Annotated in this window: 23 protein-coding genes and 1 riboswitch; of the genes, 9 read left to right on the forward strand and 14 right to left on the reverse strand. The window is 68.5% G+C overall.

Annotated elements, in window-relative coordinates; translation table 11 throughout:
- Nucleotides 1–30: 30 nt before the first annotated feature.
- From MCBMB27_RS00355 to carB, 10 genes are all read right to left on the reverse strand, one after another.
- Nucleotides 31–921 carry a LysR family transcriptional regulator gene (locus MCBMB27_RS00355; RefSeq protein ID WP_043356004.1) on the reverse strand — a complete coding sequence of 297 codons (891 nt, stop codon included), beginning with the start codon at nucleotides 919–921 and terminating at the stop codon, nucleotides 31–33.
- Nucleotides 922–1,350: 429 nt separating this feature from the next.
- Nucleotides 1,351–2,166, reverse strand: coding sequence for an oxidoreductase (locus MCBMB27_RS00360; RefSeq protein ID WP_075379612.1), 816 nt, complete (start codon nucleotides 2,164–2,166; stop codon nucleotides 1,351–1,353).
- Between the two features lie 110 nt (nucleotides 2,167–2,276).
- The gene (locus MCBMB27_RS00365) at nucleotides 2,277–2,864 is read right to left on the reverse strand and encodes a TetR/AcrR family transcriptional regulator (RefSeq protein ID WP_075379613.1); all 588 of its coding nucleotides are present in this window, start codon (nucleotides 2,862–2,864) and stop codon (nucleotides 2,277–2,279) included.
- Nucleotides 2,865–2,965: 101 nt separating this feature from the next.
- Nucleotides 2,966–3,091, reverse strand: a complete 126-nt coding sequence (locus MCBMB27_RS30790) for a hypothetical protein (protein ID WP_257787397.1) — start codon at nucleotides 3,089–3,091, stop codon at nucleotides 2,966–2,968.
- Nucleotides 3,092–3,493: 402 nt separating this feature from the next.
- Nucleotides 3,494–4,498: a thioredoxin-disulfide reductase gene (gene trxB / locus MCBMB27_RS00370; protein WP_075379614.1), complete on the reverse strand. Its 1,005-nt coding sequence runs from the start codon at nucleotides 4,496–4,498 to the stop codon at nucleotides 3,494–3,496.
- A 46-nt stretch (nucleotides 4,499–4,544) separates the two neighbouring features.
- Entirely contained in the window at nucleotides 4,545–4,859 is a 315-nt protein-coding gene (locus MCBMB27_RS00375; protein WP_053610011.1) for a hypothetical protein, read from the reverse strand.
- Between the two features lie 14 nt (nucleotides 4,860–4,873).
- Nucleotides 4,874–5,923, reverse strand: a complete 1,050-nt coding sequence (locus MCBMB27_RS00380) for a mitochondrial fission ELM1 family protein (RefSeq protein WP_053610010.1) — start codon at nucleotides 5,921–5,923, stop codon at nucleotides 4,874–4,876.
- Nucleotides 5,924–5,974: 51 nt separating this feature from the next.
- Entirely contained in the window at nucleotides 5,975–6,475 is a 501-nt protein-coding gene (locus MCBMB27_RS00385; protein WP_075379615.1) for a hypothetical protein, read from the reverse strand.
- Nucleotides 6,476–6,478: 3 nt separating this feature from the next.
- Nucleotides 6,479–6,955 carry a transcription elongation factor GreA gene (greA, locus tag MCBMB27_RS00390; RefSeq protein ID WP_170861838.1) on the reverse strand — a complete coding sequence of 159 codons (477 nt, stop codon included), beginning with the start codon at nucleotides 6,953–6,955 and terminating at the stop codon, nucleotides 6,479–6,481.
- Between the two features lie 90 nt (nucleotides 6,956–7,045).
- Complete coding sequence (carB, locus tag MCBMB27_RS00395) at nucleotides 7,046–10,519, reverse strand: carbamoyl-phosphate synthase large subunit (protein ID WP_053610009.1); 3,474 nt, start codon at nucleotides 10,517–10,519, stop codon at nucleotides 7,046–7,048.
- Nucleotides 10,520–10,826: 307 nt separating this feature from the next.
- Here carB and MCBMB27_RS00400 point away from each other — a divergent pair, with 307 nt between their 5' ends.
- The gene (locus tag MCBMB27_RS00400) at nucleotides 10,827–11,261 is read left to right on the forward strand and encodes a pseudoazurin (RefSeq protein ID WP_043356028.1); all 435 of its coding nucleotides are present in this window, start codon (nucleotides 10,827–10,829) and stop codon (nucleotides 11,259–11,261) included.
- A 35-nt stretch (nucleotides 11,262–11,296) separates the two neighbouring features.
- On the opposite strand, the gene MCBMB27_RS00405 is transcribed toward MCBMB27_RS00400, so the two are convergent.
- Nucleotides 11,297–11,674 carry a hypothetical protein gene (locus MCBMB27_RS00405; RefSeq protein WP_043356030.1) on the reverse strand — a complete coding sequence of 126 codons (378 nt, stop codon included), beginning with the start codon at nucleotides 11,672–11,674 and terminating at the stop codon, nucleotides 11,297–11,299.
- Nucleotides 11,675–11,836: 162 nt separating this feature from the next.
- Nucleotides 11,837–13,069 carry a glutamine-hydrolyzing carbamoyl-phosphate synthase small subunit gene (gene carA, locus MCBMB27_RS00410; protein ID WP_043383260.1) on the reverse strand — a complete coding sequence of 411 codons (1,233 nt, stop codon included), beginning with the start codon at nucleotides 13,067–13,069 and terminating at the stop codon, nucleotides 11,837–11,839.
- Between the two features lie 192 nt (nucleotides 13,070–13,261).
- Here carA and MCBMB27_RS00415 point away from each other — a divergent pair, with 192 nt between their 5' ends.
- The 4 genes from MCBMB27_RS00415 (at nucleotide 13,262) to MCBMB27_RS00430 (ending at nucleotide 19,233) form a co-directional block, all read left to right on the forward strand.
- On the forward strand, nucleotides 13,262–13,723 hold the full coding sequence (locus MCBMB27_RS00415; RefSeq protein WP_043356034.1) for a GatB/YqeY domain-containing protein: 462 nt from the start codon (nucleotides 13,262–13,264) through the stop codon (nucleotides 13,721–13,723).
- A gap of 100 nt (nucleotides 13,724–13,823) precedes the next feature.
- Nucleotides 13,824–15,716, forward strand: coding sequence for a DNA primase (gene dnaG, locus MCBMB27_RS00420; RefSeq protein WP_075379616.1), 1,893 nt, complete (start codon nucleotides 13,824–13,826; stop codon nucleotides 15,714–15,716).
- Nucleotides 15,717–15,914: 198 nt separating this feature from the next.
- Nucleotides 15,915–17,897, forward strand: coding sequence for an RNA polymerase sigma factor RpoD (gene rpoD, locus MCBMB27_RS00425; RefSeq protein ID WP_043356038.1), 1,983 nt, complete (start codon nucleotides 15,915–15,917; stop codon nucleotides 17,895–17,897).
- A 76-nt stretch (nucleotides 17,898–17,973) separates the two neighbouring features.
- Nucleotides 17,974–19,233: an adenylate/guanylate cyclase domain-containing protein gene (locus tag MCBMB27_RS00430; RefSeq protein WP_075379617.1), complete on the forward strand. Its 1,260-nt coding sequence runs from the start codon at nucleotides 17,974–17,976 to the stop codon at nucleotides 19,231–19,233.
- A 103-nt stretch (nucleotides 19,234–19,336) separates the two neighbouring features.
- On the opposite strand, the gene MCBMB27_RS00435 is transcribed toward MCBMB27_RS00430, so the two are convergent.
- A complete protein-coding gene (locus tag MCBMB27_RS00435; protein WP_236952858.1) occupies nucleotides 19,337–20,458 on the reverse strand; it encodes a glycosyltransferase in 1,122 nt (373 codons plus the stop codon).
- Between the two features lie 416 nt (nucleotides 20,459–20,874).
- Nucleotides 20,875–21,384 carry a TIGR02281 family clan AA aspartic protease gene (locus MCBMB27_RS00440; RefSeq protein WP_075379619.1) on the reverse strand — a complete coding sequence of 170 codons (510 nt, stop codon included), beginning with the start codon at nucleotides 21,382–21,384 and terminating at the stop codon, nucleotides 20,875–20,877.
- Between the two features lie 233 nt (nucleotides 21,385–21,617).
- A riboswitch (TPP riboswitch) is annotated at nucleotides 21,618–21,746 on the forward strand.
- Between the two features lie 64 nt (nucleotides 21,747–21,810).
- On the opposite strand from MCBMB27_RS00440, the gene thiO reads away from it, so the two are divergent.
- From thiO to MCBMB27_RS00460, 4 genes are read left to right on the forward strand one after another with little or no spacing between them, the layout of a single operon-like run.
- The gene (thiO, locus tag MCBMB27_RS00445) at nucleotides 21,811–23,034 is read left to right on the forward strand and encodes a glycine oxidase ThiO (RefSeq protein WP_075379620.1); all 1,224 of its coding nucleotides are present in this window, start codon (nucleotides 21,811–21,813) and stop codon (nucleotides 23,032–23,034) included.
- Nucleotides 23,031–23,243, forward strand: coding sequence for a sulfur carrier protein ThiS (gene thiS / locus MCBMB27_RS00450; RefSeq protein ID WP_043356047.1), 213 nt, complete (start codon nucleotides 23,031–23,033; stop codon nucleotides 23,241–23,243). Before thiO ends, thiS begins: the two co-directional genes overlap by 4 nt.
- Before the next feature lie 2 nt (nucleotides 23,244–23,245).
- On the forward strand, nucleotides 23,246–24,049 hold the full coding sequence (thiG, locus tag MCBMB27_RS00455; RefSeq protein ID WP_043356050.1) for a thiazole synthase: 804 nt from the start codon (nucleotides 23,246–23,248) through the stop codon (nucleotides 24,047–24,049).
- Nucleotides 24,046–24,690, forward strand: a complete 645-nt coding sequence (locus MCBMB27_RS00460) for a thiamine phosphate synthase (protein ID WP_075379621.1) — start codon at nucleotides 24,046–24,048, stop codon at nucleotides 24,688–24,690. Before thiG ends, MCBMB27_RS00460 begins: the two co-directional genes overlap by 4 nt.
- The last annotated feature ends 122 nt before the right edge of the window (nucleotides 24,691–24,812 follow it).

The following is a 24,812-nucleotide window of genomic DNA, read 5'->3' on the forward strand; positions in this document are numbered from 1 at the left end:
GTGAGAAGACGCGACTCAAGCATCGGATGCTCAGTAGGTCCAGCGCTGCGCCTTGGAGACCAGGAAGTCGCGGAACGCCTGGACCCGGGCGACCGAGCGCATCTCCTCGGCATAGACGAGGTAGCTCTCGAGGCTCGGCATCTCGGTCTCGCGCAGCACCTGCACGAGTTGCTGGCCGCCATCCACCGCGTAGTCGGGCAGAATCCCGATCCCGGCTCCCGCCTCCATCGCGCGCTGGAGGGCGCCGATGTTGTTCACGGTCAGGTGGACCTGACGCCGGTCCCGGCCATCGCGGCCGGCATCCGCCAGCCAGTGGGCCGCGAGCAGGTACGACGGCTCGTTTCCGCCGAACGAGACAAGGCGATGATCGTCGAGTTCTTCGATGGTCTTGGGCTCGCCGAAGCGCTTGACGTAATCCGGGCTCGCGAAGGCATGGTAGTGCACGGTGAACAGCCGACGCTGGATCAGGTCCGGCTGGGCCGGCCGCCGCATGCGGATCGCCACATCGGCCTCGCGCATGGCGAGATCGAGTTCCTCGTTGGTGAGGATCAGCTCGATGCGCACGTCCGGGTAGAGGTCGAGAAACTCGCCCACGCGCTGCGACAGCCAGGACGTGCCGAGGCCCACCGTGGTGGTGACCTTGAGATCGCCGGTCGGACGCTCGGAGGTTTCCACGAGCCGGGCGCGGGTATTCTCCAGGCGCAGCTTCATGTCCCGGGCGGCGCGGAACAGGAGATCGCCCTGTTCGGTCAGCAGCAGGCCGCGGGCATGGCGGTGGAACAGAGGCGCCTTCAGCTCGCGCTCCAAGGCGCTGATCTGGCGGCTCACCGCCGATTGGCTGAGCCCGATATCGTCACCCGCCTTGGTGAAGCTCCCCGCCTCCGCGACGTTGAGGAAGATCCGGATCTTATCCCAGTCCAAGGCAAGAACCCCTACCAGCGCGCGCCCGCGGGTCGCGCCCGGGTCAGGATGGGCGCGAAGCGGCGGGCAGATCACCGGGCGAACTGCGCGGCGCCGAGGGCGGATGACCGCTCGCGGCACCGCGCGGGCATGCAATCGGTGCATCCCGGCGCAGTCAGCACTCCTATGCACACAGCGCATGATGCGACGCAAGCGGCGAAGGCGGGAAGTTGTTGAAATGGTGGGCGCTGCGGGCGAAGCGCCGCGGCCGGTGCCGCCGGCATTCCGCTGCGCCGGCCTGGACCGGGCTCTCGCCGATCGTGCGGCTGGCGAGGAATGTCTCGGCCTCCAACGCCGCCCGTCAGCCCATGCCGGCGGCGAAGAACGCCGTCTCGCCCGCTCTGTCCGGCGGCACCGCGCGCTGCCGTCCGAGCGGAGGTGCTCCCCCTGTCATTGCGGGAGCCGCATCTGCTTGCGGAAGCTTTTATCGAAGGCGCTTGCCGGCACGAAACGCCGCAGCAGGCTGACCCGCCGGGCCATCTTGCCGGCGGTGTACCGGCTCTTCGGTACCGCCGCGGTCGCCGCCGTCACGACCCTCTCGGCCACGATCCCCGGCGCATCGGCAACCACCATGACGTCGCGCATCAGCCGCTCCTGGCCGGCGCGCGCGGCGTCGTAGACGGCGAGCGGCGCATCCGGCGTGACGAGGTTCCGGTCGAAGGCCGTGCGGGTATAGGCGGGCTCGACGAGGACGACCCGGATGCCCTGGGTCCTGACCTCGTGGTCGAGGGATTCGGAATAGCCTTCCAGCGCATGCTTGCTCGCGGCGTAGAGCGCCATGTACGGGGCCGGGACGAGCCCAAAGGCCGAGCTGATGTTGACGATGCGACCGCCACCGCTTGCCCGCATCAGGGGCAGGACGGCGCGGGTCATGCGGATGGCGCCGAACAGATTGACGTCGAACAGGGCCTGAGCCTGCGCGGTGGTGGATTCCTCCGCGCCGCCGCTGATGCCGAAGCCGGCGTTGTTGACCAGCACATCGATCCGCCCCGTCCGGGCGAAGATCGCCTCGACAGCACCCGCGACCGAAGCGTCCGAGGTGATGTCGCAGGGCAGCATCGTGATGCCGCCTTCCACGACACGATCGACCGTTCGGCTTGTGCCGAACACCCGGTAGCCCGCGGCCTTCAAAGCTCTCGCTGTCTCGAGGCCGATGCCCGAAGCGGCCCCTGTCACGACCGCGATCCTGGTTTCGCTCTGCTGCACGATGGTCTCCTTCCGACGCGGCCTGCGTCGCAACCGCTCCCCATATAGATTATGATCATAATTTATAATGGCAAGGGGAAAGCGTGCCCTGTCGCCGCGGAGGCGCGCCCCTATCCGCTGTTGGAGGGTCCCGCCGCCGTATCCCGTTCGGGCGCTTCGGCACCCAGCGAGACGCGAGCCGCTCCGAGTATCTCCTCGGCCAGCGCTTCATCGTCGACCGCGCGGGCCAGGACTACGGCACCGACCAGCGTCGCGAGCGAGGACAGCGCACGCTGCCGCCTCTTCTGTTTCGGCGTCTTGGGCACGAGGGCCGCCATCAGGTCCACCATCCCGCGCACGCCTCGCGTGAAGCGGGACCGGACCGGGCTGTCCGGGGCTTCCCGTGCGACGTCGTTGGCGAGCGCGGCGACGGGACAGCCCATCCCGGGGGCGCGCACATGGGCGATCGACAGATAGTTGGACACGAGGCTGTCCAACTGTCCCCGTCCATTGTCGGTCAGCGCGGTCTCGAAGGCTTCAGCCGCCAGCGCGTCCTTGTTGGCGAATTGGCCATAGAAGCCGCCATGGGTGAGCCCCGCGGCACCCATGATGTCGGCGACGCCGACGCCATGGAGCCCCCGCTCACGAAACAGGGTCGCCGCGACCTCGACCACACGCTGGCGGTTAAGCTTGGCCTGCTCCTGCGAAACTCTCGGCATCCCCGGATCCTCAGTGCGCCGCGACCATGTTCAATTTAGATGTTTAGTATCATTTTTGAAGGGATCGGCTGTCGCGTTCTCTGCCCCAGCGCGGGCGGTAGCTATGCAATAGCTGGCGGACGTTTCGCCTCGATCGCGGTGCGTTCGGGGACGATCGGCGCGTGGATGTCCGGCGGAGGCTTGCCGTCGGGGACTTCACCCGGCACGCGGATGTCGGTCTCGAGCACCGCGTCCGCATTGCGGATCTCCAGGTTGGCGATCTGGGCGAGCGGCCTCGGATCGCTTCGAGACCTTCTTCCGACGCCCGCAGAACGTCCGCTTACCCACACCCGACGGCCGAAGCGGACTGACCGCCTCCGGCCAAGTTCGGTCCTCGGGGACCTGTCGGTGTCGTGGAGGCGAGGCACGCCGTTCCGGGAACGCTTCGAGCCGTAAAGGTCGGCTTGCGCGGTGCCGAGGAGCGTTTTGAGGCCGCTTCAGGCAAGAAAGGACGGGCTGGTACCCTGGGGCAAGAGCCAGAGGATGGGGCCGCCGGGCCATGCGCGCGCCAGGGTCGTGACCTCCAGCGCGTCGAAGCCCGGCGCCGCCACGTCAGTGCGGCGCTGGATGCAGGGCGCGCGTCCGCTCGCCTAGTCGTAGGCGCCGATCATCTCCGGCTCCTGTAACTCCTCGGTCCTGACCTTTGGGTCGGGGGAGTGCTCGGCGAGGAATTTCTCCGCCTCGAGTGCCGCCATGCAGCCCATGCCGGCGGCGACCACCGCCTGCCGGTAGACGAACTCGGCGCAATCGCCGGCGGCGTAGACGCCCTCGACGCTGGTCCGCGTCGTGCCCGGCACGATCTTGATGTAGCCGCCCTCCAGCAGTTCGAGTTGGCCAGCGAAGAGCTTCGTCGCCGGGTCGTGACCGATGGCGACGAAAAGGCCGTCTGCAGGCACGTCCCGCGTGGCGCCGCTGCCGGTGTCGCGCAACCGCACGCCGGTGACGGCCTTCACCGGCTCCCTTCGGCCGAGGGCCTCCTCGACCACATGGTTCCAGATGACCGCGATCTTCGGATGGGCGAACAGCCGATCCTGCAGGATCGGCTCCGCCCTGAAGCGGTCGCGCCTGTGGATGACGGTGACCTTAGAGGCCAGGTTGGCGAGGTACAGGGCTTCCTCGACGGCGGTGTTGCCGCCGCCGATCACGACGACCTCCTTGCCGCGATAGAAGAACCCGTCACACGTCGCGCAGGCCGACACGCCTGCCCCGTTGAACTCGATCTCGGAGGGCAGGCCGAGCCAGCGGGCCTGGGCGCCCGTGGCGGCGATCAGGGTATCGGCGACGTAGGTGTCGCCGCCATCCCCCTGGGCCACGAAGGGGCGCTGAGACAAGTCGACCGACACGATGGTGTCGGAGAGGATCCGGGTCCCGACGTGCTCGGCCTGCAGGCGCATCTGCTCCATCAGGTCGGGCCCCTGAACGGCGGTCGCGAAGCCCGGATAATTCTCCACGTCCGTGGTGATCGTCAGCTGGCCGCCGGGCTGGATGCCCGTCACCAGGATGGGCTTCATGTTGGCCCGGGCGGCGTAGATGCCCGCGGTGTAGCCGGCCGGTCCGGCCCCGATGATGAGGACCTTCGTCTTGTGAGTGGTCATGGCGAGCCTGGACGTAGCGAGGGAGCGGAGATGTCTTGAATGTGCTCTACGCCGCAGCTTCAAGCACGGGCCGCGGACGGTCGTCGTTCGCCGGGCAGGTGTTAGGATCCACACACATCCGGGACGCCAGCGGTTCGGAGATCGTCACGAGCACGTTCGGGATCTCGGTCCCGGCGGTGCCGGGCGTCTCGCTCCGGGAGCCACCGTGGCGCATGGGCAAAGACCCGTCGCCGATCGCCGTGGCCGGCTGAATGGGCGGCGCGGGGATGGGCTTCATGTCGGCCCGGGCGGCACAGAAGCCCACCGTGCCGGCGGCGTGCCCGGAGCCGACGATCACGCGTTTGGCGTACGTGTGGGCCATCTGTCTCGGCCTCCTCAGGCCGGTCCGGCCGCGCGTCGTGCGGCATAGACGTCGGCGAGCGCCTGAGCGATCACCGGCGTCGCATCGATCGGCTTGTACGTCAGCTCCGCCAACTGACCGGTGAACGGCCGCAGCGCTCCGGCGATGGCAAGCCCGGCGAACATCCGCCGATGCCGAATATAGGTGCGCGGCAGGTCGAACAGCAGGACCGGCGCGCCGGTCGCCACCGCTTCGCTGACCATGTTGGCCGAGTCGGAGGTGACCACGATCGCCTCGGCGAGCGCCAGCATGGCGACGTAGGGATTGTCGCCGGACCCGTCCCAGAGGAAGCCGCCGGTCTCTGCCGCAAGGGCCTTCACGGCTTCGCGGAGCGGGTTGGGCGTCCGGCGGGATATCGTCACCATGAGCCGGCAGCCCTGCGCCGCCAGCCCGCGCAGATCCTCCACGAGACGGACCATGTCGGTCTTGCGGTAGCTCAAATGCCGGCTGTCGCCGCCGACCAGGACCGCCACCCGCGGGCCGTCGAGGCGCGCGAGGCGCGGATCCGGGTGGGCCCGGGCGGCGGCCAGTCGCGCGGCCGTGACGAGATGCGGAGCCGTGAGGGTCGTGAAGACGTTCGGGCCGCGCAGGTCGTCGTAATCCGGCACCCAGATGAAGTCGGCGCTGTCTGCGCCCATCCGCGGATCCTTCAGGAAGGCCGTGAAGGTCCGGCCGCCCGTAGCGCGGCGCACCGCCCGCAGGTAGGGCACGGACCGGCGCCCGGACGCGATCAGGATGTCGGGGTAGGGGCCCGACAGGGCGCCGGCGCGCCGGCGCGGGCCCTCGCGGGGGTCGATCGGCCCCCACGGTGCCATCCACCCGAACGGTCCGGAGGCGGGCACCTTACGGGTCTCGAAGGCGAGCCCCAGGGTCTCGGCGATGCCGACGCACTGGTTCTCGTCGCCGGCCTTGCCGTCGGTGACGATCCAGGCGCGGGCGCGGGCGAGTTCGGGCAGGCGCCCGGGCCGCGAGTCCAAGCGGCTGAGCGGCGCGGTCTGCGACTCCGTCACGTCGATGCTTGCCATGCTCCTCACCGGAAACGCCCTACGCCGCGGGCCGGGGCGGACGGCCCTTCTCTAATCCCGCGGCAGGTCGCGGGCGAGCCACTGGGCATAAATGTCGGCGATCGCGGCCAGCCGGCGTTGCTCGAATTGCGGATCGTACCACGCGCCCCCGTAGCTGGACGGCGTCGCGGTCATCTGCGGATAGCGTCCCAGCACTTGGCCCTTGGGCCCGACCAGCAGGGCTTCGCCCTCCATGTAGTCGGTCTGGAAATTGCTGCCGAAGCCGGGCCGGTCGCCACTGCCGACATAGGGGCGCAGCGACAGACTGGTGACGACCACGACGAGGCGCGGCCCGCGGCCGCCGATGCGACCGGCGAAATTCTTCCGCAGGGCCGATGTGAGATCGGAAGCCAGCGCCTCGGCCTGCAGGCCTGCGCCCTTGTCCACGAGCGGCCGCACATCGACCCGGATGTCGGAGAAGACGGCGGTGGCGGGAAAATCGCCTGCCGCCGCGGATCCCGCGACGACACCGAGAATCAGGCCGGCAATCCAGCCCCAGGAACGCGGGCGCATGCCTCAGCCGCCGTACTGGACGGCGACGACCTCGTAGGACTTGCCGCCACCGGGGGTGGTGACTTCGACGGTGTCGCCGACGCCCTTGCCGATCAGGGCGCGGGCGATCGGAGACGTGATCGACACGCGCCCGGAGCGCACGTCGGCTTCCGGCTCGCCGACGATCTGGTAGGTCTTCTCCTCTTCCGTGTCCTCGTCGACGAGCTTCACGGTGGCGCCGAACTTGATCTTGTTGCCCGAGAGCTTGGTGACGTCGATGATCTCGGCCCGCGCGATCATGCTCTCCAGCTCCATCACGCGTCCCTCGTTATGGGACTGCGCCTCCTTGGCGGCGTGATATTCGGCATTTTCCGACAGGTCGCCCAGGGCACGGGCCTCGGCGATCGCCTGGATGATGCGCTGACGCTCCACCTGCTGCCGGTGCTTCAGCTCCTCTTCGAGGGCTGCGAAGCCGCGCACCGTGATCGGAACCTTGTCTATCGTCATCGTCTCGCGCCACAATGAAGAGGCCCGGCCGAGAGTGGAGCACTCTCTCCGGGCCACGAGATAAAGTCAGCGGAACCCTCAGGTTCAGGCCGCGAAGTATTCCTGCAACGCGCGGACCTTGAGATCGCCCTCTAGATAGGCCTTGATCCCCTCGGCCGCGGCCATCGCGCCGGCTAGAGTGGTGTAATACGGCACCTTATGCAAGAGGGCCGCACGCCGGAGCGAGCGCGAGTCCGAGAGGGCGCCGGCCCCCTCGGTGGTGTTCAGCACGAGGTGGATGCCGCCGTTCTTGATCGCGTCGACCACGTGCGGCCGGCCTTCGAGGACCTTGTTGATCCGCTCGGCCGGAACGCCGTTCTCGACCAGATAGCGCTGCGTGCCGCCCGTGGCCAGGATGGTGAAGCCGAGATCGGACAGGAGCTTCATGGTCGGCAGGATGCGGGCCTTGTCGGCATCCCGCACCGAGACGAACACGGCGCCCGCCTTCGGGACCTGCGTGCCCGAACCGAGCTGGCTCTTGGCGAAGGCCACGCCGAAGCTGGTATCGAGCCCGATCACCTCGCCGGTGGAGCGCATCTCCGGACCGAGGAGCACGTCGACGCCGGGGAAGCGGGCGAACGGGAAGACCGCTTCCTTGACGGCGATGTGCGGCAGGGTCTTCGGCTTCAGGCCGAAGGTGGACAGCGCCTCGCCCGCCATGAGCCGGGCCGCGATCTTGGCGATCGGTTCGCCGATGACCTTGGCGACGAACGGTACGGTGCGCGAGGCGCGCGGATTCACCTCCAGCACGTAGATGACGCCGTCCTTGATGGCGTACTGCACGTTCATCAGGCCGACGACGTTGAGCGCCAGCGCCATCGCCTTGGTCTGCCGCTCCAGCTCGTCCATGATCTCGGGCGAGAGGGAGCGCGGCGGCAGGGAGCAGGCCGAGTCGCCGGAATGGATGCCGGCCTCCTCGATGTGCTCCATGATGCCGGCGATGAACACGTCCTTGCCGTCGCAGACCGCGTCGACATCGACCTCGACCGCATCCGACAGGTAGCGGTCGAACAGGAGCGGGTTCTTGCCCAGCACCGTGTTGATCTGGCCGGTCTTGTCGTTCGGGTACCGGGCCTTGACCTCGGAGGGGATCAGGCTCGGCAGGGTATCGAGGAGGTAGTCGGCGAACTGCGTCTCGTCGCGGATGATCGCCATGGCGCGGCCGCCCAGCACGTAGCTCGGGCGCACCACGAAGGGCAGGCCGAGATCGGCCGCCACGAGCCGGCTCTGCTCCACCGAATAGGCGATGCCGTTCTTCGGCTGCTTCATCCCGAGCTTGTCCAGCAGCCGCTTGAACTGGTCGCGGTCCTCCGCGAGGTCGATGGCGTCGGGCGAGGTGCCGAGGATCGGCACCCCGGCGGCCTCAAGGGCCCGGGCGAGCTTCAGCGGGGTCTGGCCGCCGAACTGCACGATGACGCCGTGCAGCGTGCCGGCCTGCTTCTCGGTCTCGATGATCTCCAGCACGTCCTCGGCGGTGAGCGGCTCGAAATAGAGCCGGTCCGACGTGTCGTAGTCGGTGGAGACCGTCTCCGGGTTGCAGTTGACCATGATGGTCTCGTAGCCCACCTCCGACAGCGCGTAGCAGGCGTGGCAGCAGCAATAGTCGAACTCGATGCCCTGGCCGATCCGGTTCGGGCCGCCGCCGAGGATCACGACCTTCTTGCGGTCCGAGGGTTGCGCCTCGTCCACCACCGCGCCCGCGAAGGGTGCCACGTAGGTGGAGTACATGTAGGCGGTGGGCGACTTGAACTCGGCCGCGCAGGTGTCGATGCGCTTGAAGACCGGGCGCACGGACAGCGCACGCCGCGCCGCGCTGACCGCGGCCTCGTCGGTCTTGGCGAGGACGGCGAGGCGCGCATCCGAGAAACCGGCGGCCTTGAGCTGGCGGAAGGCGCCGGGGGTCTTCGGCAGGCCGTGCGCCTTCACCCGGTTCTCCAGGTCGATGATCGCCTGCAGCTGCTCCAGGAACCACGGATCGATCTTGCACGAGGCATAGACCTGCTCGTGGCTCACACCCAGCCGCAGGGCCTGCGCGACCTTGAGAAGCCGGTCCGGGGTCGGCGTGCCGATCGCCGCCTTGATGGCGTTGTGGTCGTCGCCCTTGCCGAGGCCCTCGATCTCGATGTCGTCGAGGCCGGTCAGCCCCGTCTCCAGGGAGCGCAGGGCCTTCTGGAGCGATTCGGCGAAGCAGCGGCCGATCGCCATGGCCTCGCCCACCGACTTCATGGCGGTGGTCAGCGTCGGCTCGGCGCCCGGGAACTTCTCGAAGGCGAAGCGCGGGATCTTGGTGACGACGTAGTCGATCGTCGGCTCGAACGAGGCCGGGGTCGCGCCGCCGGTGATGTCGTTGGCGATCTCGTCGAGCGTGTAGCCGACCGCGAGCTTGGCGGCGACCTTGGCGATCGGGAAGCCGGTGGCCTTCGAGGCCAGCGCCGAGGACCGCGACACCCGCGGATTCATCTCGATCACGATCATGCGCCCGTTCTCGGGGTTGATCGCGAACTGCACGTTGGAGCCGCCGGTCTCGACACCGATCTCGCGGAGCACCGCCAGCGATGCGTCGCGCATCACTTGGTATTCCTTGTCGGTGAGCGTCAGCGCCGGGGCGACGGTGATCGAATCGCCGGTATGGACGCCCATCGGGTCGATGTTCTCGATGGAGCAGACGATGATGCAGTTGTCGTTCTTATCTCGAACGACCTCCATCTCGTACTCCTTCCAGCCGAGCACGCTCTCCTCGATGAGCACCTCGTTGGTCGGAGACGCGTCGATGCCGCGCTCGACGATGTCGAGGAACTCCTCGCGGTTGTAGGCGATGCCGCCGCCGGTGCCGCCCATGGTGAAGGACGGGCGGATGATCGCCGGCAGGCCGACCTCGGCCAGCGCCATCAGCGCCTGCCCGATCGCATGCTCGCCGTAGCGCTTGCGCCGGTCGGTCTCGCCCGCGGCCCAGCTCTTCTCGAAGGCGGCCAGCGCCTTCTGCCGCGCCTCCTGCTCCGCGTTGGCGGCTTCGATGCGGGCGATCTCGGCGAGGTAGGCCTGCCGGTCGGCCTTCTTGGCCGTTGAGGCGTTGGCCAGCGCCGATTTCGGGGTGTCGAGCCCGATCTTGGTCATAGCGTCGCGGAACAGGCTCCTGTCCTCGGCCTTGTCGATCGCCTCCGCGGTGGCGCCGATCATCTGCACGCCGTACTTCGCCAGCACGCCCATCTTCTGGAGCGACAGGGCGCAGTTCAGCGCCGTCTGGCCGCCCATCGTCGGGAGGATCGCGTCGGGGCGCTCCTTCTCGATGATCTTGGCGACGATCTCGGGGGTGATCGGCTCGACATAGGTCGCGTCCGCCATGTCCGGATCGGTCATGATGGTCGCGGGGTTCGAGTTCACCAGGACGATCCGGTAGCCCTCTTCGCGCAGCGCCTTGCAGGCCTGGGTGCCGGAGTAATCGAACTCGCAGGCCTGTCCGATGATGATCGGACCCGCACCGATGATCAGGATCGAGGAGATGTCGGTGCGTTTGGGCATCTGCGGCCTTGTCGGGCCAAGCGCGCCCGATCGGGCAGGGCTGACTTCAGCCCTGCTCCCGGACGCGCGTGGCGGGATTGTCGTTGAGCCCCGCGTTTACACGGGCCACGGGCGCATTGGAAGGCCGGGACAACCGCGCATCCTCACGGTGCGTTCGACGCATGGATGCGACGCCGGTCGGCCGAATTGGAGTTCTTATAAATGAACGCCCGCGCGGGAAGATTTCTTGCTGGGTTCCGGAGCGATTTGTAGGCCTCGATCGATCGGCAGATCCGTCGATCGATACCACAACGAGTCGAGACCGAAGATGCTCTGGCCAGCCCCTATTTCCGCAATGCTTCTGATCGGATCGATCCTGGGCGCGAACGCTTCGGAAGTCGCCATAAAGACCTTGAACAGCGGTCCGGGCGGGATGATGGTCTTCGACCCGGCCTACGTGAAAATCCAGCCCGGCGACACGGTGCGGTTCGTGCCGGCCGACAAGGGGCACAATGCCGAGCTTATCAAGGGCATGGCACCCGAGGGGGCAGCGCCGTTCAAGACGGTGGTCGGCAAGGAGGAGACCGTGACCTTCGACAAGCCCGGCCTCTACGGAATCAAGTGCTCGCCGCACTACATCATGGGCATGGTCGGCCTGGTCCAGGTCGGCGACAAGCCCGACAATCTGGAGGCGGCCAAGGCGGTCCCGCAGAACAAGCTGGCCGCCAAGCGCTTCGAACCGCTGTTCGCGAAGGTCGAGTAGGCAAACGGGGTGGCGCCAGGCCGCCCCGTCCCGACTCAGAGGCCGGCGTGAAGCGCCGCGACGGCCCGGTCGATCGAGAGATAGAAAACCCCGAAGGCCACCACGGCGGCGGCCGCGAACTCGACGGCGACGTTCGAGAGCGTCTGCGCGCGGCGCAGCGCCTCGCGGCCGAAGTAGAGAGAAACCCAGGCGAGGGCGAGGACCGCCGGCAAGGCGAACAGGTAGGACACCGTGCTCTCGACGCGGTCGAGCCCGCCCGTCGGATCGATGAGGGCTCGGATGTTGCGCACCCAGGGGGCATAGAAGGCGGCATAGACGGCGGTCAGCCAGGACAGACCCACGGCGACGCCAAGGTGGAACGTGAAACTGCGATGCAGGCGGGAGAAATCGTCGCGCGCCTCGTCGATGGTCATCCGGCAATCCCCTGCGACGGGCCGAATGCGCGGGACGCGGATGCGCCGCCGTTCAGGGGCCGTCGTGGGCTCTCTTAAGCTGCCCGATCTGGCGGATTTTATGGCCCCGCCGCGGCCCGATTGGGATCGGGCCGCGGGAGCAACGCGGGCTCGGATCCGGTCTTAGGCGCCCTTGGCGGTCTCCGGCGTGCCGGAGCGCATCAGCGTCACGAAACGCTCGAACAGGTAGTGGCTGTCGCGCGGGCCCGGGGAGGCTTCCGGGTGGTGCTGCACCGAGAAGGCCGGGCGGTCGGTGAGCGTCAGGCCGCAATTCGAGCCGTCGAACAGCGACACGTGGGTTTCCACGGCCGTCTCCGGCAGGCTGTTCGGATCGACCGCGAAGCCGTGGTTCATCGAGACGATCTCGACCTTGCCGGTGGTCTTGTCCTTCACCGGATGGTTCGCGCCGTGGTGGCCCTGGCCCATCTTCACGGTCCGGCCGCCGAGGGCGAGGCCCATGAGCTGGTGGCCGAGACAGATGCCGAAGGTCGGCACCTTCGCGTCCAGGAGCTTGCGAATCACCGGGACCGCATAGGCGCCGGTCGCCGCCGGATCGCCGGGGCCGTTCGACAGGAACACGCCGTCCGGCTTCAGCGCCAGGATTTCCTCCGCCGCGGTGGTGGCCGGAACCACGGTGACATCGCAACCGGCCTGGGCGAGGAGGCGCAGGATGTTGCGCTTCACGCCGTAATCGATGGCCACGACCTTGAGGCCCTCGCCGGGCGCGCGCTTGCCGTAGCCGTTGCCGAGCGCCCACACGGTCTCCGACCATTCAGACGGTGCGCGGCTGGTCACCGGCGGCACGAGGTCGAGCCCTTCCATGGGGGCGAGGGCCGCCGCTCGGGCCTTCAGGGCCTCGCGGTCGAACTTGCCCTCGGGATCGTTGGCGATCACCGCGTTCGGCATGCCCTGGTCGCGGATGCGGGCGGTGAGCGCCCGGGTGTCGACGCCGGTGATGCCGACGATGCCACGGGCCTTGAGCCAGCCGTCGAGATGCGACGACGAGCGCCAGTTCGACGGCTTCGTCACCGCCGAGGCGATCACCGTGCCGCGCACGCCCGAGGCCGGTGCCGCCTCCAGGCTCTCCAGATCCTCGTCGTTGGTGCCGACATTGCCGATATGCGGGAAGGTGAAGGTGACGATCTGGCCGGCATAGGAGGGGTCCGTCAGGATCTCCTGGTAGCCGGTCATCGCGGTGTTGAAGCAGACCTCGCCGTCGGCCACGCCGGTCTGACCGATGCCGAAGCCCTCCAGGATGGTGCCGTCAGCCAGCACCAGCAGAGCTGTCGCGACGGGCTCGGCCCAGGGCTCGGGCGCCCGAGTCTCGGGGGCATGCGCGGCGGCGTCTTGCAGCATGGGCTGAGTCTCGCTTATGTCCGGCCGAAGGCGGGCACCGGGTTGCGGCGCTCTCGGCTTGCAGCATGATCGTGTGCGGCGCTCTTAGCGAGCGGCCCGCGATGGGGTCAATGTGGTCCCGGCGCCCGCAGGGCTCAACACCCGCAAACCGCAGGCCAGTCCCCCGCTTCGACCGTTGGAAGGTTCACCGAGATGCTGCGCGCGCGCTTCACCACCGAGATGAAGGAGGCCATGAAGGCCGGCGACAAGGAAAGGCTCGCCACCGTCCGCATGATCCAGGCCGCCCTCAAGGACAAGGATATCGAGGCGCGGGGTCTCGGCAAGGAGCCGGCCTCCGACGAGGAGATCCTGTCGCTGCTCCAGAAGATGATCAAGCAGCGCACCGAATCGGCGTCGGTCTACGAGCAGGGCGGCCGCCCGGAACTCGCCGCCAACGAGCGCGCCGAGATCGCCATCATCGAGAGCTTCCTGCCGAAGCAGATGGACGAGGCCGAGATGAAGGCGGCCGTCGAGGCGGCGATCGTCGAGACCGGCGCGGCCGGGCCCAAGGACATGGGCAAGGTGATCGGCGCCCTGAAGGGGACCTTCGCGGGCAGGATGGATTTCGGCAAGGCGAGCGGTCTGGTGAAGGCGGCGCTGGCCGCGAAGGGCTGAGCCTCTCCCCGCAATCCTCCACCGGATTTCGAGCGCGTGAGGGACTCCGTTACGCCTCACGCGCTATAGGTGCGGGTTCACGCAACCCATCCCAGGCCCCGTGCGCTATCCGCCCCACATCCTGGAAGAGATCCGCTCCCGGCTGCCGGCCTCGTCGGTGGTCGGCCGCCGCGTGCAGTTGAAGAAGGCCGGCCGCGAGTGGCGCGGCCTGTCGCCGTTCAACGCCGAGAAGACGCCGTCCTTCTACGTGAACGACCAGAAGCAGTTCTATCACTGCTTCTCGTCCTCCAAGCACGGCGACATCTTCACCTTCCTCATGGAGACGGAGGGTCTCAGCTTCCCCGAGGCGGTCGAGCGGCTGGCGGGCGAGGCCGGCGTCAGCCTGCCGGCCCCCACCGAGGACAACCGCGCCAGCGAACGCAAGCGCGCCGGGGCGATCGAGGTCATGGAGATGGCCGCGCGCTGGTTCGAGGACCGGCTTCGGGCGGGCCAGGGCAGCGAGGCCCGCGCCTATCTCGAACGCCGCGGGCTCAAGGACGAGACGCAGCGAGCCTTCCGCCTCGGCTACGCGCCGAACGATCGCTACGCCCTGCGCGACCACCTCGCCGGGCAGGGGGTCGACAAGGCGCTGATGGTCGAACTCGGCCTCATCGCGGCCGGGGAGGGCGTCTCGGTCCCGTACGATTATTTCCGCGACCGGGTGATGTTCCCGATCACCGACACACGCGGCCGGGTCGTGGCCTTCGGCGGGCGGGCCCTCGCCAAGGAGGTGCGCGCCAAGTACCTGAACTCCCCCGAGACGCCGCTCTTCCATAAGGGCCGCACGCTCTACAACCTCCACGGCGCGCGGAAGGCCGCGCACGAGCGCGGGTCGATCATCGCGGTCGAGGGCTACGTCGACGTCATCGCCATGACGCTCGCCGGCCATCCCGAGACCGTGGCGCCCCTCGGCACCGCGCTGACGGAGGATCAGCTCGGCCTGCTCTGGCGCCATGCCGACGAGCCGATTCTCTGCTTCGACGGCGACAAGGCCGGCCAGCGGGCGGCCTTCCGGGCCCTCGACATCGCGCTCCCGCTCCTCGCGCCCGGCCGCTCGCTCCGAATCGCGCTGCTGCCCGGCGGCCAGGATCCCGACGACCTGCTGCGGTCGGGCGGCCCGGCGGCCATCGATCAGGTGCTGACGGCGGCGTTGCCGCTCTCCGAGCTGCTGTGGCGGCGCGCCCTCGAAGCGGGGCCGGTCGACACGCCCGAGCGGCGCGCCGGCCTGACGCAGACCCTGCGCACCACCGTCGCGACGATCCGCGACGAGACCGTGCGGCGCTATTACCGCGACGATATCGAAGAGCGCCTGCGGAGCCTGTCACCCCGCAGCGCGCGAGCCGCCGCCGGCGGGGCTCCGCGCGGACGCCCGCGTTTCACCCGGCCCGGCGAGCCCGTTTCGCCGCGCATCACCGGGAGTCCGAGCCCCTCCATGACGGCCTCGGCAGGCTTCACGGGCGCCGCTTCGGTGCGCGAGGCGGTCATCGTGGGCACCCTGCTCGCCCATCCCGAGATGATCGCGGAGTTCGGCGAAGAGACCGCCGATCTCGATTTCGAGGATCCGGATGCGCGAGGGATTCTATCTGTCCTCCTGGCCTGCGCCGCCGAGGACGAGCATCCGGTGCCGGAAGTGTTGCAGAATCGCATCAATCGCGCCGGACTTGCTGCGGCTGCTGACAGAATCCTCGCCCTGGCCCGCTCTCGGGACCGCACGACCCTGGCCCCGCACGCCGATCCCGCACACCGCGCAGACGCCCTGAGACAGGCGATGATCTTGCACCGGCAGGCAGGAGCGCTACATAGCGAACTTCGCGAAGCACGGCAGGCGTTTGAAGACGATCCGACCGATGCCGGATGGGCATGGCTCTGCGAAGTGAAGGCGAGGCTGGAAACCGTCATCGCCGCCGAGGCGGAGGCCGACGCACCGGTGTCGAGCGACTCGACGGCCGCGTGATCCCTGTGTCATGGCGGTGGCGGCGGACGGAGTCTCGCCATAGTTAACAATCGGTCAAGCCTCAGGCTTGCATACGGAAACCGACGACTCAAGGCGACTGGAGCAATCCGGCGCCGATCTCATACAGCGGCGCCGACGGCGTGGAGCGGCCCCATCGGGGCCTCCGCAACGCGCCGCGTGCGAAACAATAGGCTGATCATGGCGACGAAGGCAACGGAACGGGACGAGACGGACGCTGCCCCCGAGCAGCAGACCGACGGGCCGCTCCTCGACCTGACGGATGCTTCGGTCAAGCGGATGGTGAAGCTCGCCAAGAAGCGCGGCTACGTGACCTACGAGGAGGTCAACGAGGTTCTGCCTGAGGGCCAGTCCGATCCGGACCAGCTCGAGGACGTGCTGTCGCAGCTCTCCGAGATGGGCATCAACGTCGTCGAGGCCGAGGAGACCGACGAGGCGGCCGGCGAGAAGGCCGCCGAAGGCGAGGAAGAGGAGGCCGAAGGCGGCGAGGTCGCCGAGGTCGCGCCGGCGCGCGCCGTCACCGTCGCCACGACCACCAAGGAGCCGACCGACCGGACCGACGATCCGGTGCGGATGTACCTGCGCGAGATGGGCTCGGTGGAGCTCCTGTCCCGCGAGGGCGAGATCGCCATCGCCAAGCGCATCGAGGCCGGGCGCGAGGCGATGATCGCGGGGCTCTGCGAGAGCCCGCTGACCTTCCAGGCGATCATCATCTGGCGGGACGAGCTCGTGGAGGGCAAGGTCCTCCTGCGCGACATCATCGATCTCGAGGCGACCTACGCGGGGCCGGACGGCAAGAACGCGCCGCAGCTCGGCGAAGGCGAGGAAGGATCCGAGGACGGCGAGCCGCCGGCGCCCCCGGAGGGCGGCGACGACGAGGACGACCTCGAGAACAACGTCTCGCTGGCCGCCATGGAAGCCGAGATCAAGCCGCGGGTCCTAGAGACCTTCGACGCGATCGCCGCGAACTATCGCAAGCTGCGCAAGTTCCAGATCGAGGGCACCGAGCGCAAGGCGGCGGGCGAGCAGAACACCCCGGCCCAGAACCAGAAGCAGGCCGAGCTGAAGGACATCGTCGTCGCCGACGTGAAGTCCCTGTCGCTGAACAACAACCGCATCGAGGCGCTGGTCGGTCAGCTCTACTCGATCAACAAGCAGCTGATCGGCCACGAGGGCCGGCTGATGCGCTTCGCCGAGAGCCACGGCGTGGCCCGCGACGAGTTCCTGCGCCACTATCAGGGTTACGAACTCGATCCGAACTGGATGGAGCGCGTCGGCACGCTGGGCGGCAAGGGCTGGAAGAACCTGGTCGAGCGCGGCTCGAAGCAGGTGGCGGAGCTGCGCGCGCAGATCCTCGATCTCGCCTCCGAGACGGGCTTGGAGATCGGCGAGTACCGCCGGATCGTCAACATGGTCCAGAAGGGCGAGCGCGAAGCCCGGCAGGCCAAGAAGGAGATGATCGAGGCGAACCTGCGCCTCGTGATATCCATCGCCAAGAAGTACACGAACCGCGGCCTGCAGTTCCTGGACCTGATCCAAGAGGGCAACATCGGCCTGATGAAGGCCGTGGACAAGTTCGAGTACCGGCGCGGCTACAAGTTCTCGACCTATGCCACGTGGTGGATCCGGCAGGCGATCACCCGGTCGATCGCCGATCAGGCCCGCACGATCCGCATCCCGGTGCACATGATCGAGACGATCAACAAGATCGTCCGGACCTCGCGCCAGATGCTGCACGAGATCGGCCGCGAGCCGACCCCGGAAGAGCTGGCCGAAAAGCTGGCCATGCCGCTGGAGAAGGTCCGCAAGGTCCTGAAGATCGCCAAGGAGCCGATCTCCCTCGAGACGCCCATCGGCGACGAGGAGGACAGCCACCTCGGCGACTTCATCGAGGACAAGAACGTCGTCCTGCCGATCGACGCGGCGATCCAGTCGAATCTGCGCGAGACCACGACCCGGGTACTCGCCTCGCTCACGCCCCGCGAGGAGCGTGTGCTGCGCATGCGCTTCGGCATCGGGATGAACACCGATCACACCCTCGAGGAGGTCGGCCAGCAATTCTCGGTGACCCGCGAGCGCATCCGTCAGATCGAGGCCAAGGCACTGCGCAAGCTGAAGCACCCGTCGCGCAGCCGGAAGCTCAGGAGCTTCCTGGACAACTGAGCCCACGCCGCGGATTACGCGGCGCTTTCCCGTCGACCGCGTTGCTTCGGCGCTGCGCGGCATCCACTCTGGCGCCATGCTCGAACGCCGCCCGCCACCGCCCGGATCCCCGACGGCCTTCGCGGACGGATCGGAGGCTGACGACGTGCCCTTCGGCGCGCTCCAGCCCTCCGTCGGCATCCGCGATTGGCTGCTCGGCGAGGGGGCGCGGATGCCCAACGCCGAGGAGATGCTCACCGGACTCGCAGAGCGTCTGATCGCCGTCGGCGTACCGGTGGACCGGGCATCGACGGCCATCGACACCCTGCATTCGGAATATGCCGGCGTTGGCCGGATCTGGACCCGGGACGGCGGCACCACCGTGCGGCTGTTCCCGCACGGCGCCCGCTCGACGGACGCCTATCTCAACAGCCCGTTCCATACGGTCCACGCCACCGGCGATTGGCTGATCCTCGACCTGTCCAAGACGCCGGACGACGCCTACGCGATCGTTCCGGACCTGAAGGCCGGCGGCTACACCCACTACGTGGTGGCGCCGTTGTTCTTCACGAACGGCACCCAGAACGGCATCACCTTCGCCACGCGGGCCCCTGAGGGGTTCCGGGACGACGACATCGCGATCCTGCGCTTCGTCATGCCGGCGCTGGCGGCCGTGATGGAGATGCGCGTCCTCAACAAGCAGCTCGACCACGTCCTGCGTCTCTATGTCGGCGACGAGCCGCACCGGGCGATCCTGGCCGGCGACATCCGCCGCGGACAGGTGACGCGGATCCGCTCGGCGATCCTGTTCGCCGATATGCGCGACTACACCCGGACCTCCGCCGACATGACGCCCGAGGAGGCCGTCGGCCTGCTCAACGTGTTCTTCGACTGCCTCGTGCCGCCGATCGAGCGGGAGGGCGGCGAGGTCCTGAAGTATCTTGGCGACGGTCTGCTGGCGATCTTCCGGGAGTCCGGTGACGACCTCGGCGGCGCGGCCAAGGGTGCGCTCACGGCGGCCCAGCACGCCCTGGCGGCCCTCGACGAAGCGAACGCCCTGCACCAGTTCCCGGTACCGGTGGCCGCGGGCATCGCGCTCCACCACGGCGAGGCCGCCTACGGCAATGTCGGGTCCGGCTCCCGCCTCGACTTCACGGTGATCGGCCGCGACGTGAACCTCGCGAGCCGCATCGCGCAGCTGAATCGCACCCTCGGCGAGCCGCTGCTGATGTCCAAGCCCTTCGTGGACTTCCTCTGGGGGGATCCGATCCCGCTGGGCGAGCACCGGCTCAACGGGTTCGACGAGCCCATGGCGGTCTTCCGGCCAAAGTTCCTGCGCCCGCGCAAATCCAGCTGAGCCCCTCTCCGATCGCGTCCTCGATCGGCTCTCGGCGTCAGGAAGCCGTCCCACCCGTCCGCCGTGAACCCTGCCCCGCAACCGATCCGTGCGCCGCTCGGACTCACCACTTCGGCACGAACGGCAGAGTGTAGGGGTTGTGCCGGCAACCCCAGACCGGGTCGATCATCCTCGCCATCACCGCCCGGGCCAAGGCGCCGGCATGTATGGCCACCTCCTTCGGGACATGCCTCCGTTCGAGGATCTTCAGGCAGGCATGTCCGCACGCGCTGTACTGGCCGATATGGTACGCGTTGATGGCGAACTCTTCGAGTATGCCGTATTCGTAGACCCACGGATTCAGGGAAATCCCCTCGCTCGGAAGTTCGAGTGCCAGGCCCGCCTCCGCGTATCGATATCCGTCCGCGAAGCGCTTCCTCAACCGGCAGAACCGACTGGCCCCGTGGCGCGCTTCCGCCCGCGCGGGGCGGACGGAGGTCGCGCGCTCGTAGAGCTGCAACACCCTGTCCTCCGGCTCATCGAGGCGCTCCGCGTTCACGGCGGCCATCAGCAGACTGTAATAGACCTCCTCGTCCCATCCGCCCAGCTCTGCTCGCTTCAGAAAGGATTCGAGAGCTTTCCTGTATTCTCCAGCAGCATTATAGGTTGTCCCGAGGTACATCGTGTATCGGGCGATCATGTGTGGATCGGTCTCGACCTCCAACGCCTTCTTGAGAACGGCGATATCCCGCGCATCCGCCGTGGTGTCGCGGTGACGGGCGCCGTCATCACCCCGGCGCATCGCGAGGGGAAGGACCGGTGTCTCGGAGACGCCGGGGCAGCTGAGAAATTCGTGCAGGACGCCCCGGTAGCGCCAGTTTTCCCGGCATCTGACCAACTGGGTGCGCCAGTATCGCGTCTGCTCGTCGATGATCTCGAACCGATAGCCGGGCGCACGCAACTTCGGCATCGTGAAGTCGGTCGGGATGACCAGCTCATCATCCGCGTCGATGATCAGAGCGTACTGCGCGTGACGCCGTGCGAGTTTCAGGGCCTCGTTCCGATTAAAGGCAAAATCGACCCAGGGGCGCTCGACCAGGGCCCCCGGTATGTCCGCGAGCGCGGCACGGACAATATCCTGTGTTCCATCCGTCGATCCAGTGTCAACGATGATCCAATGATCGATGATCGGACGAACGGAGTCGATGCACCGACGGATCACGTGGGCTTCGTTCTTCACGATCATCGATAAGCAGATCGTGGATTCGCGATTCTTCATCTTGAAGCCGCCCCGTCATGCACTCACGCCTTGAACGCGCAGTCATCACGGCTCCTAGCACCACATCAGCGCATTGACAAAACGACCGATTGCTCCATGATCATTCTGATTGATCGGCGTATTTTCAGCTTTATCGGGGTCAAACTCAGAAATATCTAAACACAATAACATAAGATCTATAAATCAACCGGGAAGGATTGAATTATTAAACCGGTCGGGGACGATCCATCATCGGGCCGCCCGTGGCCTGCGCACCGAATATTTTCCGCGCAGGATCGGACGCGTGATCGACCTGGTCCCGCAGCCGATCCCGGGGAGACGGGCCGCGCCAGCCGCCGTTGGCGCACCGCGACCCCAGAGATCGGCATGGGCGTTCGGGCGTTTCAGCCCCTCAGAGTCATCGTGCTGCCAGAGACGCCGAAATCGCGCAGGCGTCTGAGGAATGACATGCCCAGCAGGCTGGTGGACAGGAGCCCGCGCGGGATCACGACCGCATCGACGTCTCGCACCGTGATCGATCCGATCTGCACGATCGCGATCCGGATCGGCGCCACGCGAACCGTCCCGTTCGCGGTGTTCCAGACGCGCGTGAAATCGGACGCAGCGACCTGGATCCCGATCCGCGCGGCGTCCTCCTCGGAGAACGCGCAGGCGCTCGCCCCGGTATCCACCATCATCGGCAGTGAACGGCCGTCCAGCAGAGCGTTGACGAAGAAATGGCCGTTGCGGCCAGCCTGGAGGGCCACACCGGCGGCGGCACGGCCTGCGAGATCCGGCTCCTGCGGCGGTGCGACGGCGAGCGCGACCGGCGCCGCCCGCATGCCGTCGCGCACCTTCAGGACGGCCGTGACGCCGAGAAAGCCGAGCATGCAGATCAACAGGATTGTGCGCACGCAAATTCGCCCGTGACGTGGAGTGCCGGCGCCCGGAGAAGGTCCGGGATCCCGGCGATCAGATCCCAGACGCGTGAAGGGATGGTGCGCGCCGCCTATCGCGACCGCTGTCCGCGCGCCGATTCCGGTCCGCTTGGTGTCTGGACTGTCACCGCGACCCGCGGATTGTCACGGGAATGATGCAGAGGCGGCGGCGCGGGGTTGACCGACACAAGCCGTGACGCCACATCTGCGTCTGTTCCAGGGAGATCCCCGGCAAGGGGCTGAGAAACCGCTGGCACGTCCCTTAGGACCTGCGGCGCGGAAATCCTTCGAACCTGATCCGGCTCATACCGGCGTAGGGATTGGACCGCGGCCGCCCGAAAGGCAGGCCACAGCTTCTGGTAGAAGCGCACGGCCCGCTCCCCGCGACGGCAATCCGCGGAGATGCCTGTGCCCTTCGACCGACCTGCCTCACCGATCGGCAGCCGCCGCAATCCCGAGGGCGTCGTCGCGCCCGCCGTCCTGCCGGCGCGGACCGCCGTCGCCGTCATCGGCGGCGGGCTGATCGGTCTGTCGATCGCGTGGCGGCTCGCGCGGGCCGGCCGCACGGTGACCGTGCTGGAGCGGGAGACGATCGGCGCGGGCGCGAGCCTCGCGGCCACCGGCATGCTGGCTCCGGCCGCCGAGCACGAGCCCGGCTCGGACCCGCTTCTGCCGCTCGCCCTGGACTCGCTCCGGCTCTGGCCCGGCTTCCGCGACGCCCTTGAGGCCGAGTCCGGCCGAACCATCGACTATCGGGCGGACGGCACCCTGGTGCTGGCGGTCGGCCGCGACGAGGTCGAACGCCTGCGCTTCCGCTACGACCTGCAGCGCCGCTCGGGACTCGACGCCACCTGGCTGCCGGGCAGCGAGGTGCGGCGCCTGGAGCCCGGCCTGCGCCCCTCCGTCACCGCCGGGATCCACTGCCCGCTGGACCATCAGGTCGATCCCCGTCTGGTCATGGAGGCCCTCACCGAGGCTTGTCGTCGGGCCGGCGTGATCCTGGTGGAGCGGACCGCCGTCACCACCCTCGACTGGTCGGGCGGCCGCGTGACCGGGATCCGCGCCGGCGACCGCGTCGTCGCCGCGGAGACCGTCATCCTGGCTTCCGGCGCCTGGAGCGGGGAGGGCGGTCTGCTCCCCGACGCGCTCGCCCTTCCGGTCCGTCCGCTGAAGGGCCAGTCCCTGGCGCTGCGCACCACCGCCCGCACCGGCACCCTCGCGCGGATGGTCTGGACCGAGCAGGTCCACATGGCGCCGAAGAGCGACGGCCAGCTCATCGTCGGCGCGACCGTGGAGGATTGCGGCTTCCGGCCCGGCGTTACCGCGGGCGGGCTCTACGCGCTGCTGGAGGGCGCCCGCCGGGTGCTGCCCGGTATCGAGGAGATGGAAGTCGAGGCCGTCTGGAGCGGCTACCGCCCGACCTCGGACGACGACGCGCCGATCCTCGACACCATCGCACCGGGCCTCGTCGCCGCCACGGGGCATCACCGCAACGGCTACCTGCTCGCCCCGATCACCGCCGAGGCGATCGCCGCGCTGGTGTTGCACGGCGCGCTGCCCGAGGTCGCCCGTCCCTTCACCCGCCTGCGCTTCGGCCAGCCGGACGCGCTGAGGGCCTCGGCATGAAGCTCGTCGTCAACGGTGAGCCGCGCGACTGCGCGGCCGAGACGGTGGACGCGCTGTTCCGCCTCGAGGCCGCGGAGAGCGGCATCGAGAGCCCGCAGGGCGTCGCCATCGCGCTGAACGGCCGGGTGCTGCGCCGCCGCGACTGGGGGGAAACCCGGATCGCGGAGGGCGACCGCGTCGAGATCGTTCGCGCCATGCAGGGAGGTTGAGCATGGATCAGACCCATACGCCGCTGCGTCCCGAAGGTGGGGATGACAGCCTGACCATCGCCGGCGTGAGCCTATCGTCGCGACTGTTCATCGGCACCGCCGGCTATCCGACGCAGGCGATCATGCGCGACGCCGTCCAGGCGAGCGGCGCCGACGTGGTCACCGCCTCGATCCGCAGGGTCTCGCTGCAGGGCCACGGCTCGGACACGGTCAAGATCCTGAAGGGCAAGCGCTTCCTGCCGAATACCGCCGGCTGCGAGACGGCCCGCGACGCGATCATGACCGCCGAACTCGCCCGTGAGGCGCTCGACACCAACTGGATCAAGGTCGAGGTGATCGGTGACCGGGAGACGCTCTACCCGGACGTGATGGAGCTGATCGAGGCCTGCCGCCATCTCGTCGATGACGGCTTCGTGGTGCTGCCCTACTGCAACGACGACCCGATCGTATGCCAGCGCCTGGAGGATATCGGCTGCGCCGCCGTGATGCCCATGGGCTCACTGATCGGGTCCGGGATGGGCATCGCCAACCCGGCCAATCTCGAACTGATCTGCCGCCGGGCGAAGGTGCCGGTCGTGGTCGATGCCGGGATCGGCACCGCCTCGGATGCGGTGATCGCCATGGAACTCGGCGCCGCCGCCTGCCTGATCAACACCGCGGTGGCCAAGGCCGACGATCCCGTGCGCATGGCCCGCGCCATGGGCCGGGCGGTGGAGGCCGGACGCGACGCGTATTGCGCCGGGCGCATTCCCCGCCGCGGCCGGGCCGAGCCATCGAGCCCGCAGCTCGGCCTCGTCGGCTCGTGAGGGCACTGCCGTCGCCGCTGCTCGCGGTGACGGACCGGCACGGGCATCCACGGCCGCTCGCCGAGACGGTGCAGGCGATCCTCGATGGCGGCGGACGCTGGATCTGGTTCCGGGATCGCGATCTGGAGACGGACGCCCGTCGGCGCCTCGGCGAGGCCGTGGCAGAGCGCGTGCGGGCCGCGAAAGGCGTCCTGACGGTCGGCGGTGACGTCGCGTTGGCGCGCGCCCTCGGGGCCGACGGCGTCCATCTCGGCGGCGGCTCGGGACCGGAGGCCATCGCGGCGGCACGGGCGGCGCTGGGAGAGCGGGCGCTGATCGGCGTGTCGGCCCATGCGGCGCACGAGGTTGCCCAGGCGGCGTCGGCCGGTGCCGATTACGCCACCCTCAGCCCGATCTATGCGACCGCCAGCAAGCCGGGCTACGGCCCGGCGCTCGGCCTCGCGGGGCTCGCGGCGGCCTGCGATCGCGAGCTTCCGATCGTGGCGCTCGGCGGTCTCGACGCGGACCGAATCGGCGGATGCCGGGCCGCCGGGGCGGCGGCGGTCGCCGTCATGGGTGGGCTGATGCGAGCGCGCGAGCCGGCCGAGGCCGCGCAGGCCGTCCTGAAAGCCTGGAGCTCGGCCGATCGCGCCCCCGTGTGAGGGGCGCCACCCGGTCGGCGCACGGGCCTCGCGACCGGCACGGACCCGGGGCCCTTTGCTCCGCTCGGGACGACGGGCGGGGCGATATCAACCGCAAGTCCGCGCGGACACGGCGCCGGATC

The sequence above is a fragment of the Methylobacterium phyllosphaerae genome, assembly GCF_001936175.1.
Taxonomy (GTDB): domain Bacteria; phylum Pseudomonadota; class Alphaproteobacteria; order Rhizobiales; family Beijerinckiaceae; genus Methylobacterium; species Methylobacterium fujisawaense.